This window comes from Burkholderia sp. Bmkn7 (assembly GCF_041103175.1).
Taxonomy (GTDB): domain Bacteria; phylum Pseudomonadota; class Gammaproteobacteria; order Burkholderiales; family Burkholderiaceae; genus Burkholderia; species Burkholderia cepacia.
Map to the genome: position 1 here is coordinate 881021 of NZ_JBGCUH010000002.1, position 17284 is coordinate 898304.

At 66.7% G+C, this 17284-nt stretch carries 15 protein-coding genes and 1 pseudogene; 5 read left to right on the top strand and 11 right to left on the bottom strand.

Annotated elements, in window-relative coordinates:
• Positions 1-86: 86 nt before the first annotated feature.
• Together AB3K92_RS09895 and glmS are read right to left on the bottom strand one after the other, a co-directional pair.
• A pseudogene (locus tag AB3K92_RS09895) lies at positions 87-404 on the bottom strand (SMI1/KNR4 family protein); the annotation flags it as partial.
• Positions 405-431: 27 nt separating this feature from the next.
• Positions 432-2261 carry a glutamine--fructose-6-phosphate transaminase (isomerizing) gene (gene glmS / locus AB3K92_RS09900; RefSeq protein ID WP_059488851.1) on the bottom strand — a complete coding sequence of 610 codons (1830 nt, stop codon included), beginning with the start codon at positions 2259-2261 and terminating at the stop codon, positions 432-434.
• A 156-nt stretch (positions 2262-2417) separates the two neighbouring features.
• On the opposite strand from glmS, the gene AB3K92_RS09905 reads away from it, so the two are divergent.
• Positions 2418-2909 (top strand): Lrp/AsnC family transcriptional regulator, encoded by a 492-nt coding sequence (locus AB3K92_RS09905; protein ID WP_021160045.1) that lies wholly within the window; start codon positions 2418-2420, stop codon positions 2907-2909.
• 47 nt (positions 2910-2956) lie between these two features.
• Here the strand turns inward: AB3K92_RS09905 and panB are convergent, their stop codons facing one another.
• Positions 2957-3823 carry a 3-methyl-2-oxobutanoate hydroxymethyltransferase gene (panB, locus tag AB3K92_RS09910; RefSeq protein WP_226167651.1) on the bottom strand — a complete coding sequence of 289 codons (867 nt, stop codon included), beginning with the start codon at positions 3821-3823 and terminating at the stop codon, positions 2957-2959.
• 77 nt (positions 3824-3900) lie between these two features.
• Between panB and AB3K92_RS09915 the strand changes: the two genes are divergently transcribed.
• Positions 3901-4719: a helix-turn-helix domain-containing protein gene (locus tag AB3K92_RS09915; protein ID WP_021160047.1), complete on the top strand. Its 819-nt coding sequence runs from the start codon at positions 3901-3903 to the stop codon at positions 4717-4719.
• A gap of 19 nt (positions 4720-4738) precedes the next feature.
• Here AB3K92_RS09915 and AB3K92_RS09920 read toward each other — a convergent pair whose 3' ends face one another.
• Both AB3K92_RS09920 and AB3K92_RS09925 read right to left on the bottom strand, forming a co-directional pair.
• A complete protein-coding gene (locus AB3K92_RS09920) occupies positions 4739-5272 on the bottom strand; it encodes a methylated-DNA--[protein]-cysteine S-methyltransferase (RefSeq protein ID WP_369464930.1) in 534 nt (177 codons plus the stop codon).
• Positions 5273-5483: 211 nt separating this feature from the next.
• Positions 5484-6281 (bottom strand): energy transducer TonB, encoded by a 798-nt coding sequence (locus AB3K92_RS09925; RefSeq protein ID WP_369464931.1) that lies wholly within the window; start codon positions 6279-6281, stop codon positions 5484-5486.
• Here AB3K92_RS09925 and AB3K92_RS09930 point away from each other — a divergent pair.
• Entirely contained in the window at positions 6280-7572 is a 1293-nt protein-coding gene (locus AB3K92_RS09930; RefSeq protein WP_059589565.1) for an MFS transporter, read from the top strand. The two genes, AB3K92_RS09925 and AB3K92_RS09930, sit on opposite strands and share 2 nt — an antisense overlap.
• A 93-nt stretch (positions 7573-7665) precedes the next feature.
• On the opposite strand, the gene AB3K92_RS09935 is transcribed toward AB3K92_RS09930, so the two are convergent.
• A complete protein-coding gene (locus tag AB3K92_RS09935; RefSeq protein WP_369464932.1) occupies positions 7666-8769 on the bottom strand; it encodes a LacI family DNA-binding transcriptional regulator in 1104 nt (367 codons plus the stop codon).
• An 82-nt stretch (positions 8770-8851) separates the two neighbouring features.
• On the opposite strand from AB3K92_RS09935, the gene AB3K92_RS09940 reads away from it, so the two are divergent.
• The gene (locus tag AB3K92_RS09940; protein ID WP_021160051.1) at positions 8852-9688 is read left to right on the top strand and encodes an NAD(P)-dependent oxidoreductase; all 837 of its coding nucleotides are present in this window, start codon (positions 8852-8854) and stop codon (positions 9686-9688) included.
• Between the two features lie 28 nt (positions 9689-9716).
• On the opposite strand, the gene AB3K92_RS09945 is transcribed toward AB3K92_RS09940, so the two are convergent.
• The 3 genes from AB3K92_RS09945 to AB3K92_RS09955 all read right to left on the bottom strand — a co-directional run bounded on the left by AB3K92_RS09945 (position 9717) and on the right by AB3K92_RS09955 (position 11632).
• Positions 9717-10037, bottom strand: coding sequence for a DUF1330 domain-containing protein (locus AB3K92_RS09945; RefSeq protein ID WP_021160052.1), 321 nt, complete (start codon positions 10035-10037; stop codon positions 9717-9719).
• 328 nt (positions 10038-10365) lie between these two features.
• Positions 10366-11064: a hypothetical protein gene (locus AB3K92_RS09950; RefSeq protein WP_369464933.1), complete on the bottom strand. Its 699-nt coding sequence runs from the start codon at positions 11062-11064 to the stop codon at positions 10366-10368.
• A 103-nt stretch (positions 11065-11167) separates the two neighbouring features.
• On the bottom strand, positions 11168-11632 hold the full coding sequence (locus AB3K92_RS09955; RefSeq protein ID WP_059817525.1) for a MerR family transcriptional regulator: 465 nt from the start codon (positions 11630-11632) through the stop codon (positions 11168-11170).
• A 79-nt stretch (positions 11633-11711) separates the two neighbouring features.
• On the opposite strand from AB3K92_RS09955, the gene AB3K92_RS09960 reads away from it, so the two are divergent.
• Positions 11712-12956, top strand: a complete 1245-nt coding sequence (locus AB3K92_RS09960) for an NADH:flavin oxidoreductase/NADH oxidase family protein (protein ID WP_369464934.1) — start codon at positions 11712-11714, stop codon at positions 12954-12956.
• Positions 12957-12998: 42 nt separating this feature from the next.
• On the opposite strand, the gene AB3K92_RS09965 is transcribed toward AB3K92_RS09960, so the two are convergent.
• Together AB3K92_RS09965 and AB3K92_RS09970 are read right to left on the bottom strand one after the other, a co-directional pair.
• The gene (locus AB3K92_RS09965; protein ID WP_369464935.1) at positions 12999-15116 is read right to left on the bottom strand and encodes a TonB-dependent receptor; all 2118 of its coding nucleotides are present in this window, start codon (positions 15114-15116) and stop codon (positions 12999-13001) included.
• A gap of 50 nt (positions 15117-15166) precedes the next feature.
• Positions 15167-17278 (bottom strand): TonB-dependent receptor family protein, encoded by a 2112-nt coding sequence (locus AB3K92_RS09970; RefSeq protein WP_369464936.1) that lies wholly within the window; start codon positions 17276-17278, stop codon positions 15167-15169.
• Between the last annotated feature and the right edge of the window lie 6 nt (positions 17279-17284).

Here is a 17284-nt window from a genome sequence, read left to right on the forward strand (position 1 = left end):
AATATTCATGATGTGACCGTGACCACGGCAGCGCACCAACTTACTGTTGTTCAGGTGATGATGGAACCTCGGATGGGGTTCCTGTATTATTCCCATGCACGCTCAAGCATGAATTCGAAAATTTCCTTGTCGTCAGAAAACTCTTCCCAGATAGGCTTACCGACAAATTCGATAGCACAGTAGCGCCGCGTACCTGTATTGATGACGTAGAGCTCTTCGTCGCGTTGACCAAAGTAGACAAAGCGATTGTCGAATGAGTCACGAAGGTCGGCATTTGCTTCGAAAATTGTCTGCCTGAACACCGCGCGCTTCTCGATAGGCCATATCGTCAATCCATTGTGGAGAACGCCGTCCGCATGGCGGAGCATCTCTTTGTAGGATGCAGGCAACGGAATTCCGAATTTCGTTGCAAAACGCCTGTCTGTCCCCCCTCACTCCACCGTCACCGACTTAGCCAGATTCCTCGGCTTATCAATATCCGTCCCCCGCGCCAACGCCGCGTGATACGCGAGCAGTTGCATCGGCACCGTATGCAGAATCGGCGAAAGCGGCCCGTAGTATTCGTTGAGCCGAATCACCTCGATCCCATCCCCCGGCACCAACCCGCAGTCCACATCCGCGAACACAAAAAGCCGGCCGTTTCGCGCACTGACCTCATGCATGTTCGACCTGAGTTTCTCGAGCAGCATGTCATTCGGCGCGACCGCAATCACCGGCATCTCGTTACTGACGAGCGCCAACGGCCCGTGCTTCAGCTCCCCGGCCGGATAAGCCTCCGCATGAATATAAGAAATCTCCTTCATCTTCAGTGCGCCCTCGAGCGCGATCGGATAATGCATCCCGCGCCCGAGAAACAGCATGTTGTCGCGCCTCGCGAGCAGTTCCGACCACGCCATGATCTGCGGTTCCAGCGCGAGCACTTTCGACATCGCATCAGGCAGATGCCGCAGTGCCCGCAGATGTTCCTTCTCCGCGTCGTCGCTCAGCCGTCCACGCACTTGCGCAAGCGATAGCGTGAGCAGGAACAGCGCGACGAGCTGCGTCGTAAAAGCCTTCGTCGAAGCCACCCCGATCTCGACCCCCGCGCGCGTGACGAACTGCAGCGCACATTCCCGCATCAACGCGCTCGTCGCAACGTTGCAGATCGCGAGCGTATGCATCATCCCGCTTTGCTTCGCGACATGCACTGCACCGAGCACGTCGGCCGTCTCGCCGCTTTGCGACACCGCGACGACGAGCGTGCGCGGATTCGGCACATTGTCGCGATAGCGAAACTCGCTCGCAATTTCCACGCTGGCCGGCAGCTTCGCGATGCTCTCGATCCAGTACTTCGCCGTGAGCGCCGCGTGATAACTCCCGCCGCATGCGAGCAACAACACCGAATCGACGTCGTTGAACACCCGCCACGCACCATCGCCGAACAGCTCCGGCATGATCGAAGACACATCGAGCAGCGTATCGGCCACCGCCTGCGGCTGCTCGAAGATCTCCTTCTGCATGTAGTAGCGATACGACCCGAGATCGGCCGCGCCGCTATGCGCGGCGACCCGCTGCACCGCGCGCTCGACGCGCTGGCCGTTCGCATCGACGATCCAGTAGCGATGCAGCTGGATATCGGCAACGTCGCCGTTCTCGAGGTACGCGATCCGATCGGTGATCCCCGACAGCGCAATCGCGTCGGACGCCAGAAAATTCTCGCCCTCACCGACACCGACGACGAGCGGCATCCCGTCGCGCGCGCCGACGATCCGGTGCGGCTCGTCGCGGCACATCACCGCGATCGCATAGCTGCCGCGCAGTCGCGCGACCGCGCGCCGTACCGCATCGAACAGATCGCCGTCATACAGGTGGTCGACCAGGTGAGCGATCGCCTCGCTGTCGGTCTGGCTCGCGAACACGTAGCCTTGCGCCTGCAGTTCGGCGCGCAGTTGATCGCAGTTCTCGATGATCCCGTTATGCGACAGCGCGATGCGCGCATTCGCGTCGCTCGGCGAAAAGTGAGGATGCGCGTTGAGCGTGACGGGTGCGCCATGCGTGGCCCAGCGCGTGTGCGCGATGCCGGTGTAGCCCGACAGCGCTTGCCCGGCGATCTCGCGCTGCAGGTTCGCGACGCGGTCGACGCTGCGGGCGCGCGCCAGCGCCCGGTCGCGGTAGACCACCACGCCGCATGAATCGTAACCGCGGTATTCGAGCCGCTTCAGGCCGTCGACCAGGTTCGGCAGGATGTCCCGCTGGGCGACCGCCCCGACAATTCCACACATATCGCGCTCCGTAAATGTCCTGTCTGGATCAGTGAGAGCGATGGTAGAGGGCGTCGGATGGAATTAAATTTCAAAATACACAAATAAATGAAATGGATGGCGGATCGTCTATCATGTTGAAATTAAATTTCACACCCTGACCGGAAGGAGCCGCCGATGGCCGGCATCACCCTCGACGATCTCGACCTGCGCATTCTCGCGATCCTGCAGGACGACGCGTCGGTGTCGAACCTGCAACTGGCCGAGCGCGCGCTGTCGTCGCCGCCCACCTGCATGCGCCGCGTGCGGCGGCTGACGGAGGCGGGCGTGATCCGCCGGCAGGTCGCGGTGCTCGACCCGGTGGCGATCGGCACGGCCGTCACCGCGCTGATCGAGATCAGTCTCGACCGGCAGACGGCGGAAGACTACGACGCGTTCGAAGCGTACGTGTGCGCGGAGCCGGCGGTCACGCAGTGCTACCGCGTGTCGCCGGGGCCCGATTTCGTCGTGGTGGCCGATCTGGCCGACGTCGCCGAATACGACGAGTTCGCGCGGCGACTGTTCACCGGCGCATCGAACGTCCGCAACGTGCGGACGTTCTTCTCGACACATCGCGCGAAATTCGAGGCGAACGCGCGGGTCACGCATGCGATGCGCAAGCGCGCGTGAAGCGATCGCAGGGTTCGCGAGGCGTGCGCGATGCGCTCGCGATTCGATTACGCGGCAGCGTCGGCCGCGTCGGCCGCTTCGATCAGCTGCAGCGGCTTGCCATACCCGAAGCAATGCGCGGGCTCCGGAAACACGTGCTGCCGCACGTCGTGCGCATACTGGCGGATCGCGTCGCGCATCACGGCGTTCGCATCGGCGTAACGCTTCACGAAGCGCGGCGTGTACGCATCGAAAGCGCCGATCATGTCCTCGGTCACGAGCACCTGCCCGTCGCACGCCGGCGATGCGCCGATGCCGATCGTCGGGATCGTCAGCGTTTCGGTCAGGTGGCGCGCGAGCGCTTCGGCGGTGCCTTCGATGACGACGCTGAACGCGCCGGCCCGTTCGGCCGAGCACGCGGCGTCGAACACCTGCGCGGCCGAGCGCGGGTCCATCCCCTGCGCGCGGAAGCCGCCCGTCGCGTTGGCCTGCTGCGGCATGAGGCCGACGTGCGCCATCACCGGGATGCCGCGCTCGGTCAGGAAGCGGATCGTGTCGGCCATCTCGCTGCCGCCTTCGAGCTTCACGGCCTGCGCACCGGTTTCGGCGAGCAGGCGCGCGGCGGAGCGATACGCTTGCGCCGGCGATTCCTGATAAGTCGAGAACGGCAGGTCGACGACGACGCACGCCTGCGCGGCGCCGCGTACGACGGCCGCGCCGTGTGCAATCATCATGTCGAGCGTGACACGCAGCGTATCGGGCATCCCGTACAACACCATGCCGACGGAGTCGCCGACGATGATCACGTCGGCCACTTCGTCGACGAGTTTCGCCATCGGCGCGGAGTAGGCGGTCAGCGAGACGAGGCTGCCGACGCCCTTGGTCGAACGGATCGCGGTGACGGTCTTGCGGGTGGTGCGGGTATGAGCGCTCATGGGCTGAAGCCGTGTGAAAGAAGAGCCGCCAAGGTAGCATCGCGCTCGTTCGTGCAATGACCTTCGGAGGACGTCTTATGTTGCTGGCGGGACAATCGGGTGACCCTTACGCGGTGCCGCCGATGGCACGCCTGCCGAGGCCGCTGTATGTGCGTGCGTTCGAGATTCCCGGCAACGCGAGCGTCGACGCGCACAGTCATCCGTGGGCGCAGCTGATGTATGCGACGAGCGGCGTGCTCGAGGTGTCGACGCCGTCGGGCCGGCAGCTGTTGCCGCCGCACTATGCAATGTGGATACCGCCGCACGTGCCGCATGCGGTGTCGACGCGCGATTGTGTCGCGTTCCACAGCCTGTATCTCGACGCGGCGATCGCGCGTGACGACGTGCACGACGATTGCGCGATCCTCTGCATGACGCCGCTGCTGCGCGAGCTGGTGATCGCCACGGCCGAATTGCCGGTGAACTACGACGAGACGGGGCCGGACGGTGCGCTCGTCTGCCTGATCGCCGACCGGATCGCACGGATGCGGGCGGCGCCGCTGACGGTGCCGCTGCCGCGCGATCCGCGTCTGCTGAAAATCGCGCGTGCGTTGCATGCGTATCCGGGCGATACGCGCAATCTCGACGAATGGGGGCATCAGGTCGGTGCGACGCGACGGACGCTGTCGCGGCTGTTCCGGCAGGACACGGGGCTGTCGTTCACCGAATGGCGGCAGGCGGTGCGGCTGCTGGCGTCGCTGCCGCTGCTCGAGGCGGGCGAGCCGATCGGCGCGGTGGCCGCGCAACTGGGCTACGACTCGACGTCGTCGTTCATCGCGCTGTTCCAGGCGAAGTTCCGCGTGACGCCCGGCGCGTATGCGAAGCGTGAAGCGCGCCGGCCCGTGCTGAGCGCGTGACGCGGCGGCCCGCCCTCGCTCAGAACGCGAGCGCCTGCTGTACCGGATCCCCGGTGCCGCGCTCGAACCCCGCGCCTTCGAGCGACAGCAGCGCACGCTTGCGGTCGATGCCGCCCGCATAACCGGTCAGGCTGCCCGATGCGCCGACCACGCGATGGCACGGCACCATGATCGACACCGGGTTCCGCCCGACCGCGCCGCCCACGGCGCGCGCGCCGCTCATCGGCAATCCGACGCGCTCGGTGATGTCGCCATACGTCACGAGTTCGCCGAACGGAATCGCGAGCAGTTCCTTCCATACACGTCGCTGAAACGCAGTGCCGTGCAAGTGAATCGGCACCGAGAACGTTTCGCGCGTGCCGGTGAAGTACTCGGCGATTTCTTCCGCGACCTTGCGCGCGATCGGAGGCGTCGCGAGCGCGTCCGCTTCGGTCACGATCGCAACCGGCGGGAAGTATTTCTGGCCGACGAAGTAGAGGCCCGTCAGCGCATCGCCCTCGATACGTACGGCGATGTCGCCCAGCGGGCTCGGAATCAGGTGAGCGGGAGTCATCGCAATACATCTCCATGAAGGCGCCACACGTGCAATGTGGCAGACGCGCGCCACGGCGCCCGGCGCGCCGCATGCGGCGCGGATGGCCGCATGCTAGCGCGTTCGCTGCTGTCTCGAGAGAAAGTTCGCCCTGCCCGAGCGTTGGCTTCGCGGCGGCAAGCGCCTCCGCGCGCCGGCCTCGGTGCCGACGATCGCCGTTCCATGGTTGCGCCTATTGCGGCCGCTTGTCGGTCCGAAATTCGATCGTGACGTTCTCGGGTACCTTGCCGGTGCTGTCCGGTGGAAGCGGGACCGACCTCCTGACGGCAGTCAGGACGGCGGCATCCCATTCCGGATTGCCGCTCTTCCATACCACCTCGGTCCGGAAGACCGTCCCGCTCGGCGCGCTTCGGATATGAACGACCGTCACCCATCCTCCGGGAGGTCCGACACCCCCTGACCACACGATATTGGGCCTGATGTGACGTCGCACCTTCTCGGGGTAGGGCATTCCGACAGTGCTCGGCGGTCCGGCACTTTCTTCGCCTGACGAGGGGGCGAGATCGTGCGTGGCGCAGCCCGCCAGGCATCCGGCAACGAGAGCAAAAGCGATTGCAGGGCGTTTCATGTGGCTCACGGGTGTGATTGTTCTTCGCGGCGTCGCGGCAGGCGAGGGGAATCGACCCGCATCAGGCGACTGTAAACCATCCCGGCCCCCGATTCTGGCCAGAATCGGACATGTGTATCGGCGGCCGCTCACCCGCTCCCATCGCGGGAAAATCTCGGAAAAACGGTTAATGCCACATTGCAAAACAGTCGTCTCTTTTGCCGCGACCAATTTGAGATGACTCATCGAAATCCCCGACTGACACGGCGCCGGCTGACGACCTATCCTTTGAAAAACGTTTTCCAGATGGATCGGCGGATTCGGCCGTGCGCGACAGCGTGCCGCCGTCCGCCCCGGCGCCGGTCGCCGGTCAACGAATACCGTGCGGCGCGACGGGCGCGGCCGCGCATCGGAGACATTCATGCAATCTGCCGTCGTCGGCGCCGTGCGCGCGGCCGCCAGCCGCTACCGCTGGACCGTCTGTGCGCTGCTGTTTTTCGCGACCGTGATCAACTACATGGACCGGCAGATCCTCGGCCTGCTCGCACCGATGCTCCAGCACGACATCGGCTGGACCCAGGTGCAGTACGGCCGGATCGTGATGGCGTTTTCCGCGTTCTATGCCCTCGGCCTGCTCGGCTTCGGGCGGATTGTCGACTGGCTCGGCACGCGCGTCTCGTACGCGGTCGCGATGCTCGTGTGGAGCATCGCCGCGATGCTGCACGCGGCGGTCGGCTCGGTCATGGGTTTCGCGTTCGTGCGTGCGCTGCTCGGGATCGGCGAGGGCGGCAACTTCCCGGCCGCGATCAAGACGACGGCCGAATGGTTTCCGCGCCGCGAACGTGCGCTCGCCACCGGCATCTTCAACTCGGGCGCGAACATCGGCGCGGTGTTTGCGCCGGCGATCATCCCGGCCATCGCGGTGGCCTACGGCTGGCGTGCGGCGTTCGTGATCATCGGCGCGATCGGCATCGTGTGGCTCGCGGTGTGGCTCGTGCTCTATCGCCAGGCCGATACGCGCGCGCTCGCCGCGGAATACGACGAGCCGCGCGACGAAGCGGAAGCGCTCGACGCGGCGAACGCGAACGCCGGCGCGCCGCGCTGGGGCGAACTGATCCGCAAGCGCGAAACGTGGGCGTTCCTGATCGGCAAGTTCCTGACCGACCCGGTGTGGTGGTTCTACCTGTTCTGGCTGCCGAAGTGGCTCAACGAATCGCGCGGGATGGACATGCAGCACATCGGCCTGCCGCTCGTCTGCATCTATGCGTTGACGACGGTCGGCAGCATCGGCGGCGGCTGGCTGTCGTCGATGCTGCTGCGCGCGGGCTGGAGCGTGAACCGCGCGCGCAAGACGGCGATGCTGATCTGCGCGTGCTGCGTGCTGCCGATCGCGTTCGTGTCGCAGGTGCAGAGCCTGTGGGTCGCGGTGCTGATCGTCGGCCTCGCCGCCGCCGCGCACCAGGGCTGGTCGGCGAACCTGTTCACGACGGCGTCCGACCTGTTTCCGCGCCGCGCGGTTGCCTCGGTGGTCGGGATCGGCGGGATGGCCGGTTCGATCGGCGGCGTGCTGTTCTCGGAAGTGATCGGCCAGGTGCTGCAGCGCACGGGCCACTACTGGGTGCTGTTCGCGATCGGCGCGTCGGCCTACCTGCTCGCGCTGGCCGTGATGCACATGCTCACGCCGAAGATGAAGCCGGCGCAACTCGACGCGTGACGGGGTGAGCGCGTAGTCACGCCATCGCATGTCCGCAAACGAACGCGCCGCCCTTGGGCGGCGCGTTTCGTTTGGTGGCTCGAGGCGGGGCACTCAACCGGCCGCGGCCGTCGACGCGCGCATGATCAGCCGCGGCTCGAACGTCGAATAACTCGCATCGGTGCGTCCCGCGAGCGCGTCGATCAGCTTCTGCATCGCGAGCTCGCCCATGTTCTCGCTCTGGATGTCGACGGTCGTCAGCGCGGGCGCCGCGTATTCGCCGTACGGCACGTTGTCGATGCCCGCGACCGACACGTCCTGCGGCAGCCGGAAGCCGAGCGACGCGGCTTCCTTCATGAAGCCGAGCGCGATCAGGTCGTTGTAGCAGATCACGGCTTGCGGACGCTGCGGCCCGAGCATCACGCGCGAACACGCGCGCTCGCCGGCCTCGGCGGTCGGCGCATGCGCATCGTGCACGTCGAGCGTGAGCCCGGCTTCGGCGAGGCAGTCGCGCGCGCCCTGGATCCGCTCGTCGTTCACGCGCGCGGTGCCGAAGCCGAGATATGCGATGCGCGTGTGGCCGAGATTGAGCAGATGGCGCGCGAGCATGTAGGTCGACAGCCGGTTGTCGATGCCGACGCTCGGAATCGGCAGGCCGGGGCTGCGGCGCAGCAGCACGAGCGGCTTGTTGAGGTGGAGCATCCAGCCGGCTTCGTCGTCGGGCATCCGCGTGCTGACGATCAGCCCGTCGACGCGCTGCGCGAGCGCCTCGATCAGCGAGCGTTCGCGTGCCTGGCTCTCCTCGGTATCGACGAGCAGCAGCGTGTAGTCGTGCTGCAGCGCGACGCGGTTCGCCCCCTTCACCACGTTCGTGAAGTGCGGGTTGCTGATGTCGAGGATCACGAGGCCGATGGTGCGCGTGCGGCCGGTGATCATCGAGCGCGCGAGCGGGTTCGAACGGTAGCCGAGCCGCTCGATCGCCTCCTTGAGCCGGGCCTCGACGGTCGGCGAAAAGCGCTGCGTGCCGTTCACGTACTTCGATACCGTCGCGACCGACACGCCGGCTTCCGCCGCCACGTCGCGGATCGTCGGGGAAACTTTTTTCATGCGGAGGGTAACGTTTTCGTTCGATAACGCCGGATTGTGGCAGAAAACGGGGTCGTGCGGCCACGCGCCGATATCGGGAAAGTGCGGATGGCTGCGAGCGGGTTCGGCCATTGACGTTCGGCCGCGCTCCCGCGTATAGTTGGAAAACGTTTTCCGATCCAGTCAGATTTCAGGTCAGATTCAAGGAGATTCGATGAACGCCTCATCCACCGGCGCGCGCAAACCGTTCGGGCGCCTGCTGCTGACGGGCGCGGCCGGCAACCTCGGCCGCCAGTTGCGCGGCGCGCTCGCCGACTGGGCCGACGTCGTGCGCGTCAGCGACATCGCGACGCTCGGCGACGCGGCCGCGCATGAAGAAACCCGCGTCGTCGACCTGGCCGATCGCCCGGCCGTGATGCAGCTCGTCGACGGCGTGGACGCGATCGTCCACCTCGGCGGCATTTCGGTCGATGCACCGTTCGACGACCTCGTCGGTGCGAACATCACCGGCACGTACAACCTGTACGAAGCCGCGCGCAAGCATGGCGTGAAGCGCGTCGTGTTCGCGAGCTCGAATCATGCGATCGGTTTCCATCCGGTCACGGAAGTGCTCGATGCCGATTCGCCGCTGCGCCCCGACAGCCTGTATGGCGTGACGAAGTGCTTCGGCGAATCGCTGTCGCGCTATTACTTCGACCGCTTCGGGATCGAGACGGTATGCCTGCGGATCGGCTCTTCGTTCGAAGTACCGAAGAATCCGCGCATGCTGGTGACGTTCCTCAGCTACCGCGACTTCATCGAGCTCGTGCGCTGCTCGCTGCTGACGAACCGCGTCGGGCATGCGATCGTGTACGGCGCGTCGGACAACCCGGTGAAGTGGTGGGACAACACGAAGGCCGGCTTCCTCGGCTTCCGCCCGCGCGACAGTTCGGAGCAGTTCGCCGGGTTGTTCCCGGTGGCGGCGCCGACCGCCGACTACGACGATCCCGCGCAGCGGTTCCAGGGCGGCGGGTTCGTCGTCGGCGAGCCGATGGAGCGCAACGCGTCGTAAGCGCCGCCGGCGTCGCGGCGGCCGCGGTTCAGCGCAGGATGTCGGTCGCGCGGTGCCGCGCGTCGACGCCGTCGATCAGGATCAGCGGGCCGCTCGCGTGACGCGCGCGCAGCGGCTGGATCTGCCGGTACGCATCCGATTCGTACCATGCGCGCGCGGTGGCGAGATCGGGGAACGCGATCGCGATCAGGTCGCCGCGCCACACGCCTTCGCGTATCTCCGGCCGCGCGCCGTGAATCACGAAATGTCCGTCATATGGCGCGAGCGTGCCGTCGATGCGCTCGAGGTACTCGACGATGTCGTCGCACATCTCGACGTCGTGCAGGTGGGCGATGGCGTAGGCGGTCATGGCGGGCTCCGTGGCGTGAGGTGAGTCGATGGAGCCATGATCGCGGTGCGGGCGACGCGCGTCGATTACCTGCGACGTAAGGAAATCCGAACGGCCGCTAACGATGCCACGTGCCGGCAGGCACGCCGCCCGTGTGGTGGGGCAGCATCCACGCATATCGCTTGCCCGCAAGCACGCCCGCACGCACGCCCGCACGCCCGCACGCCCGCACGCCCGCACGCCCGCACGCCCGCACGCCCGCACGCCCGCACGCCCGCACGCCCGCACGCCCGCACGCCCGCACGCCCGCACGCCCGCACGCAGCGTAATTCGTACAGCTACGCATTCGTCAATGCTGCTTGCTGCAAGCCGGATCGGCTCCGCGCCGCTCCGCCGAATCGCACCAGTAACCCGGCCGCCACGCTTCGAACGTGACGGCTTTCGCCGCATCGGCGCGCGTGACGCGCACCGGGTCGGCTTTCAGCGCATCGCCGTTCGGGTCGTCGTTGAGCCGCCAGTTCCGCATGACTTCGCGATGGAACACCCACGTGCGGTGCGCGGCGTCGTAGCGAAACGTCACACGGTCGCGCCAGTGGCTCGGCCCCGCGAAAACGCCCTGTTCGACCGTGAAGGTGCGGGGTTCGACCGTGAGCGCATTCTCGGCGACGCCATCGAGATACGGGTCGCCCATCCCGCCTTCGTCGGCTTTCATGATCACGGTGTCGTTGCGCGCCGCGAGCCGGTAGTGCCCGTCCTTGCCTTGCAGGAAGATCATCAGCGGACGTAGCGATGCGTTGCGCATCGACTCGCCGGGCTGGTGCGCGACGACCACGTAGCCGATGCGGGAGCTGTCGGTCAGGCGCCCCGACGCGGCATCCAGCGCTTCGTAGCCAGCGGGAAGCTGCGCGACGATGTCGTCCGGAAGGGCGGGTGTATCCGGGCAACGGATTGAAGAAGGCGTGTCGCCGCACGTCGCGGCGTAGGTGCCGCCGATGCCGGACGTCAGCAGCGCGGCGACGAGGCATCCTGTGATGCGGGAGATCGTCATGCGGATCGGGTCTGGAGGTCGCACCGCGGAAGCCGGCGCACACGCGTCGACTCGTCTCGCCGCAGCGCGGGTTGATCGTTCGTCCGGGGCGCAGTGTAACCGGTCATGCGCGCTTGCGCGTCGGCCTCGGGGCCGGCACGGGCGCGGGCGCCGGCGGTGCGTCGGCCTGCTCGCACAGCCGATCGAGCATCCGCTGCGCGGCGCCCGCGCAATCCTCGCCCGCCGGCTTGTTTTCGATCTCGTCGATCAGCGTTTCCAGATGCTGCCGGTTCTGCGCGAGACGCCGTTCGAGCAGCGCGATTTCATCGACCTTGTGCCGCAGCGCGACCAGCAGTTCGTCGTGCGGCCATGCACCGAGATTCGGCGGCAGCACCGCGCGGATCTCGTCGAGCGAGAAGCCCGCGCCCTGCGCGCGGTCGATGATCGCCAGCCGCGTCAACGCTTCCGGCCCGTATTCCCGATAGCCGTTCGCCTGGCGGCGGGCCGGCTCGAGCAGGCCGCTCGCTTCGTAGAAGCGGATGCGCGACGCCGCGAGGCCGCTCGCCTTCGCCAGTTCGCCGATTTTCATGGTGGGCTCCAAAAGGGCTTGACCTTAAAGTTGACTTTAAAGTTATCGTTGGCCATCGTCAATCGAGGATGCCCCCACCATGAATCTGTTTGCGCCCCTCGCACTGCCCAACGGGGCGGTGATTCCGAACCGTCTGGCCAAGGCCGCGATGGAAGAAAACATGGCCGATGCGGATCACGCGCCGTCGGACGCGTTGCTGCGCCTGTACCAGGCGTGGGCCGACGGTCAGGTCGGGCTGATCCTGACCGGCAACGTGATGGTGGACGGCCGCGCGATGACGGGACCGAACGGCGTCGTGCTCGAAAGCGACGCGCATCTCGACCGTTTCCGCCGCTGGGCGCAGGTCGCGCGCTCGAACGGCGCGCACGTGTGGATGCAGATCAATCACCCGGGGCGCCAGATGCAGGCGGCGCTCGGCCAGACGACGCTCGCGCCGTCGGCCGTGCCGCTCGCGCTCGGCGCGCTGTCGAAGCAGTTTCCGGTGCCGAAGGAAATGACGGCAGCCGATATCGCGGACGTGCAGCAGCGCTTCGTGCGCGCCGCGCAGCTCGCGGAGCAAAGCGGCTTCACCGGCGTGCAGGTGCACGCGGCGCACGGCTATCTGCTGAGCCAGTTCCTGTCGCCGCTGACGAACCGTCGGCAGGATCAGTGGGGCGGCAGCATCGAGAATCGCGCGCGCCTGCTGCTCGACATCGTGAAGGCGGTGCGCGCGGCGGTGTCGCCGGCATTCGTCGTCGCGGTCAAGCTGAACTCGGCCGATTTCCAGCGCGGCGGCTTCAGCGCGGACGATGCGAAGCGCGTGGTCGAACTGCTGAATCCGCTCGGCGTCGATCTCGTCGAACTGTCGGGCGGCAGCTATGAAGTGCCGGCGATGCAGGGCGAGGCGCGCGACGGCCGCACGCTGGCCCGCGAAGCGTATTTCCTCGAATTCGCGCGCGACATCACGGCCGTCGCGCGGATGCCGCTGATGGTCACGGGCGGCATCCGGCGCCGCGCGGTGGCCGAGCAGGTGGTGGACAGCGGCGTGGCGATGGTCGGCATCGCGACCGCGCTGTCGATCGACCCGAACCTGCCGTGCGACTGGCGGGCCGGCAAGGACAGCGCGCCGGTGCTGCAGCCGATCCGATGGAAGAACAAGGTGCTGGGCTCGCTGGCGAACATGGCCGTCGTCAAGTTCCAGCTGACGCGGCTCAGCGAAGGCCGGCGCACGCATCCGCAGGTGTCGCCGCTGCGCGCGCTGGTCGGGCAGCAACTGGCCGCGCAGTGCCAGACACGGCGCTACCGCAAGTGGATGGCGGGGCGCGCGCAGGCCACGCGTGCGTGATGTGCGCGCCGCCGTGCCTGTGCCGGCGGCACGCGCGCCGCGTCAGAACCGGTAGTTCGCGAGCACTTCGAGCCGCCGGTCGTTGCCGAGCAGGTACTGCGTCTCGTTGTAGTATGCGGACTGCACGAAGCGGCGATTGAACACGTTGTACGCGCGCGCCGTGATCGTCGTGTCCTTGCGCGGCTTCCACGCGAGGCCGAGGTCGACCGTGGTGTACGACGGCATCACGAGCTGGTTCGCGGTATCGGCGAAGCGCTTGCCGACGTACTTGACGCCCGCGATGCCCGTCCAGTCCGGCGCGAAGCGCCAGCTCACCCACAGGTTCGCGAGCCGCTGCGGCACCGACACCGGCACGTTGCCCGCGCGCGAGATCGTCGTGCCGCCGGACGTCTGCTGGAAGTCGTCGTATTTCGCGCGCAGGATCGACACGTTCGCGTCGACGCGCCAGTCCTTCGCGATCTCCGCGCCGACCGTCGCCTCGAGCCCGCGCGACGACTGCCGGCCGACCTGGATCGACTGGTTCGGGTTCAGCGGATCGGCCGTCAGCAGATTGCTCTTGACGATCCGGTATGCCGCGAGCGTCCATTCCGCCTTGCCGTCCAGGAACGACTGCTTCACGCCGATTTCGATCTGCCGGCCGGTCGCGAGCGTGAAGTTCGCCTTCGACGCATTCAGCGACAGCAGCGAGCTGATCGGGTCGGCCGCGACCGAATACTGGCCGTACACGGCGAGGCCCGGCTGCACGTCGTACACGGTGCCGATGCGCCAGCCCGTGTTCGCGAACACCTTCGTGAACGCGCCGCCGTTCACGAGATCGTCGCGATTCACGCTCGCGTGGTCGTAGCGCAGCCCGCCGATCACCGACCAGCGCTGCGTGATGGCCAGCCGGTTCTCGGCGAACAGTGCGTACTGGTTCGCCTGGCTGCGGTACTTCGGATAGGTGCCGGCCGTGTTGATGAAGCTGCCCGGATCGAAGCTGAACGGGTCGACCGTCGACGTGCCCGAATAGGGCGCGTTGTTGTCGTGCTGGAACGTCGTGTGATTGAACTCGACACCCGTCGAGAACGTGTTGCGCATGCCGAGCAGCGCGGTGGTCACGGTCGCCGCCGTCACGTTCCCGTACTGCTCCTGGTCGTGGAAGATTTCCGTGTAGCTGCTGCGCCGGACCTGCGTGGTCGACGGCAGATACGTGTAGTACTCCGCATCCTTCCAGTGACGGTTGCTTTTCATCCGGTACAGCGTGCTCGTCACGTTCAGGCTGTCGCTCGGCTGCCAGTTCGCCGATACCGTCGCCCAGCTGTCGCGGAACGCGATGTCGCTGTCGCCGACGTTGTAGTTCTTCTTGTCGAGCGCACGATCGCGCGCGCCGTTGACGAGCGGCACGCCGAAATACTGCATCGGATGCTGGAAGCCCTGCGCGTACGACGCCGTCACGTACAGGTCGGACGTCACGTCGTAGCGCAGCGCACCGGAGATCGACAGGTTGCGGGAGTTGCCGCGGTCCACCCAGTTCGACGAGCGGTTGCCGCTGATGTCGAAGCGGTACGACAGCTTGTCGTTGATCGCGCCGCCGCTGCCGAACGCGACCCGCGCGGTGCCCTCGGTGCCGCCGCCCGCTTGCAGCTCGTTGCGGATCGGGCCGCGCGTCGGCTTCTTCGGGACGATGTTGACGACACCGCCGATCGCCCCGTCGCCGTAGATCACCGAAGCCGGGCCGCGCAGCACGTCGATATGGTCGACGGACCACGTATCGAACGGAAAGGTGATGCCGATCGCGCCATACGGGCGCACGCCGTCATAGAGCTGCGTGACCGACGACGAGCCGACGAAGCCGCGCGCGCCGAGCTCCGAGCCGCCGTTGCCGGGATGCGGCGATGCGCTGATGCCGGCGGCGCGGCTCACGGCGTCGACGATCGAACTGTCGCCGCGCGTGTCGAGCGTCTTGCGATCGATCTGTTCGACGCTCGCGGGCGTTTCGAGCGACGACAGGCCGAGACGGCTGCCTGTATCCAGCGGTTGCGTGAGCGGCGTTGCCTTCTGCGCGTTGACGCGAATCGGCGCAAGCGTGGCGCCGGCGTTCGCGGCGTCGCTTTCCTGGGCCTGCCCGGCCGGCGCGAAGGCCGCGAGCAAGGCGGCGGGCAGCATCGAACTGAACTTCATGTTTCGGTTTCCTTTGAATCTGTGTAACGAGCGATACCGCAGGCGGCGCATCAGAACGCGTACCGCATGCCGGCGAACACGCTGCGTCCTTCGCCCGGATAGAAGATCGCGGTGTTCGCGGTGCGCGCATTCGCGACGGTGCTGATGTCGCTGACGTAGCGCTTGTTGGTCAGGTTGCGCGCGTCGACGAACAGCGACAGTCCATTGCGGAAGTCGTAGCCGGCCTGCAGCCCGAGCAGCGCGTAGCTCGGCACGCGCAGCGTGTTCGCATCGTCGGCCCATGCGCCCGACGGCACCCAGTCGAGCGTGGCCGCGATGTGGAAGCCGCTCGGGCGCGCGTAACCGAGCGTCGCGCGCAGCACGTTCAGCGGCACGCCCGCGATCCGGTTGTTGCCGTACTGCGGGTCGTTCTTGAAGCGGAAGTCGTTCAGGTTCCAGATGCCGGACAGCGTGATCTTGTCGCCCACGCCGCGGCCGGTGACGTTGCGCAACAGCTCGACCGACGCACCGGCCTCGATCCCCTGCAGCACCGTCCTGTTCGCATTGAACGTCGCGGCCGGCACGTCCGGGTTCGTCGTGTACTGCAGCAACTGGTCGCGCACGAGCGAGCGATAGGCGGTCACGTCCCAGCTCACGCGCTCGCGCGAGCCGCGCGTGCCGAACTCGATCGTCCATGCGTGCTGCGCCGCGAGCGGCGTGAAGCGCGTCGTGTTCGAGAAGGTCTGCGTGAGGTCGGTGAAGTCGGGCACGTCCTGGCTGCGCGTGATGTCGACGTAGGCCTGGGTGTTCGCGTCCGGCTGCCACAGCAGCCCGAGCTTCGGATTGACGCCGCTGTAGCTCGCGTTCGTCGACTTGTAGTTCGGGTTGCGCGGCAGCCCGCCGTTGTCGATGTACTCGCGCACCGAATGCAGCGCCTTCACGCCGGTCATCAGCGCGACGGTCGGCATGAAGAACAGCCGGTTCTCGACGTACGCTTCATAGTTGAACGCCGTCTGCGTCGAGTCGAGTGTCTGCGCGCCCTTGTTGCCGTTGACGTTCACGTACTGGTTCGCCTGCGTGCGGCCACCGAAGAAGCGCGCGCCGACGATCAGGTCGTTGCGCATCCCGCCGAGCGTCAGGCGGCCGGTGTAGCGCGGCGCGAAACCGTAGGTCCAGCCGTCCTGGTCGAGCGCCTGGAAGATCGGGTGATAGAGGCTCTTGTGAATCGCCCATGTGTCGAATTGCAGTTCGCCCGAATCGAGCTTCACCGTCGTGCGGTTGGCGATCCGCTCGGTGCGCGTGTTGCGCGCCTGATCCCCCGATATCGCGTTCGGCGCTGCCCTGGTCGGATTGTTCAGCGCGTCGGACAGCGACAGCGTGCCCGGCAGCAGCTGGTCGACGACGTACACGCCGACGTAGAAGCGCGTCTCGACGGCCGGGCTGAACCGGTAGCCGACGTTCGCGTTGAACTGCTCGTATTGCCCCTTCGAATGATCGCGATAACCGTCCGAATGATTGACGCTGAAGTTCGCGAGGAAGTCGAGCGGGCCGATCACGCGCGAGATCTGCGCGCTCGTGCGCACCGTGCCGTAGCTGCCGCCATCCACGCGCACGATGTTCGGCGCGTCGGCGGTGTGGGCAGTCGGCGTGATGAAGTCGATCGCGCCGCCGAGGGTCGATGCGCCGTACGCGAGGCCGTTGCCGCCCTTGTAGACCTGCACCGCCTGCAGCGCGAGCGGATCGATCTGGTAGTAGTCGCCGCTGCCGTCGGCGAGGTTGGTCGGGATGCCGTCCTGCAGGATCTCGAGGCCGCGCGTGTGATACGAGCGGGCAATCCCCGAGCCGCGGATCGACAGGCGCAACTCCTGGCCGTAGCGGTTCTCGACGAACACGCCGGGCACGTCCTTCAGTACGTCGCGTAGCGTGAAGGCGTAGGTGTTCTGGTAGCTGTCGGCGTCGACGAAGCCCACCGAGCCGACCGTCTGGTCGAGCGCGCGCTTCAGGTCGACGGTCGATTTCGACGTCAGGGAGTCTGCCGCGCGGGTCGCGTTGACGTTGATCGCGGGCAGCGTCGATGCGGCCGGCGCGTCGGCCGGCGCGGCGCCTTGTGCACATGCGGCTGACGCGGAGAGCACGGAGATCGCGCCGGACAGCGCGACGGCAATACGGGTCGAGGGAAACATGTCGTT

Coding starts and splice junctions, on each gene's coding strand:
- AB3K92_RS09935 (WP_369464932.1), bottom strand. CDS start 8,769: ATGGCCGAACCCGCTCGCAGCCATCCGCACTTTCCCGATATCGGCGCG.
- AB3K92_RS09950 (WP_369464933.1), bottom strand. CDS start 11,064: ATGACGATCTCCCGCATCACAGGATGCCTCGTCGCCGCGCTGCTGACG.
- AB3K92_RS09940 (WP_021160051.1), top strand. CDS start 8,852: ATGAACGCCTCATCCACCGGCGCGCGCAAACCGTTCGGGCGCCTGCTG.
- AB3K92_RS09970 (WP_369464936.1), bottom strand. CDS start 17,278: ATGTTTCCCTCGACCCGTATTGCCGTCGCGCTGTCCGGCGCGATCTCC.
- panB (WP_226167651.1), bottom strand. CDS start 3,823: ATGAGCGCTCATACCCGCACCACCCGCAAGACCGTCACCGCGATCCGT.
- AB3K92_RS09960 (WP_369464934.1), top strand. CDS start 11,712: ATGAATCTGTTTGCGCCCCTCGCACTGCCCAACGGGGCGGTGATTCCG.
- AB3K92_RS09955 (WP_059817525.1), bottom strand. CDS start 11,632: ATGAAAATCGGCGAACTGGCGAAGGCGAGCGGCCTCGCGGCGTCGCGC.
- AB3K92_RS09920 (WP_369464930.1), bottom strand. CDS start 5,272: ATGACTCCCGCTCACCTGATTCCGAGCCCGCTGGGCGACATCGCCGTA.
- AB3K92_RS09965 (WP_369464935.1), bottom strand. CDS start 15,116: ATGAAGTTCAGTTCGATGCTGCCCGCCGCCTTGCTCGCGGCCTTCGCG.
- glmS (WP_059488851.1), bottom strand. CDS start 2,261: ATGTGTGGAATTGTCGGGGCGGTCGCCCAGCGGGACATCCTGCCGAAC.
- AB3K92_RS09930 (WP_059589565.1), top strand. CDS start 6,280: ATGCAATCTGCCGTCGTCGGCGCCGTGCGCGCGGCCGCCAGCCGCTAC.
- AB3K92_RS09915 (WP_021160047.1), top strand. CDS start 3,901: ATGTTGCTGGCGGGACAATCGGGTGACCCTTACGCGGTGCCGCCGATG.
- AB3K92_RS09945 (WP_021160052.1), bottom strand. CDS start 10,037: ATGACCGCCTACGCCATCGCCCACCTGCACGACGTCGAGATGTGCGAC.
- AB3K92_RS09925 (WP_369464931.1), bottom strand. CDS start 6,281: ATGAATGTCTCCGATGCGCGGCCGCGCCCGTCGCGCCGCACGGTATTC.
- AB3K92_RS09905 (WP_021160045.1), top strand. CDS start 2,418: ATGGCCGGCATCACCCTCGACGATCTCGACCTGCGCATTCTCGCGATC.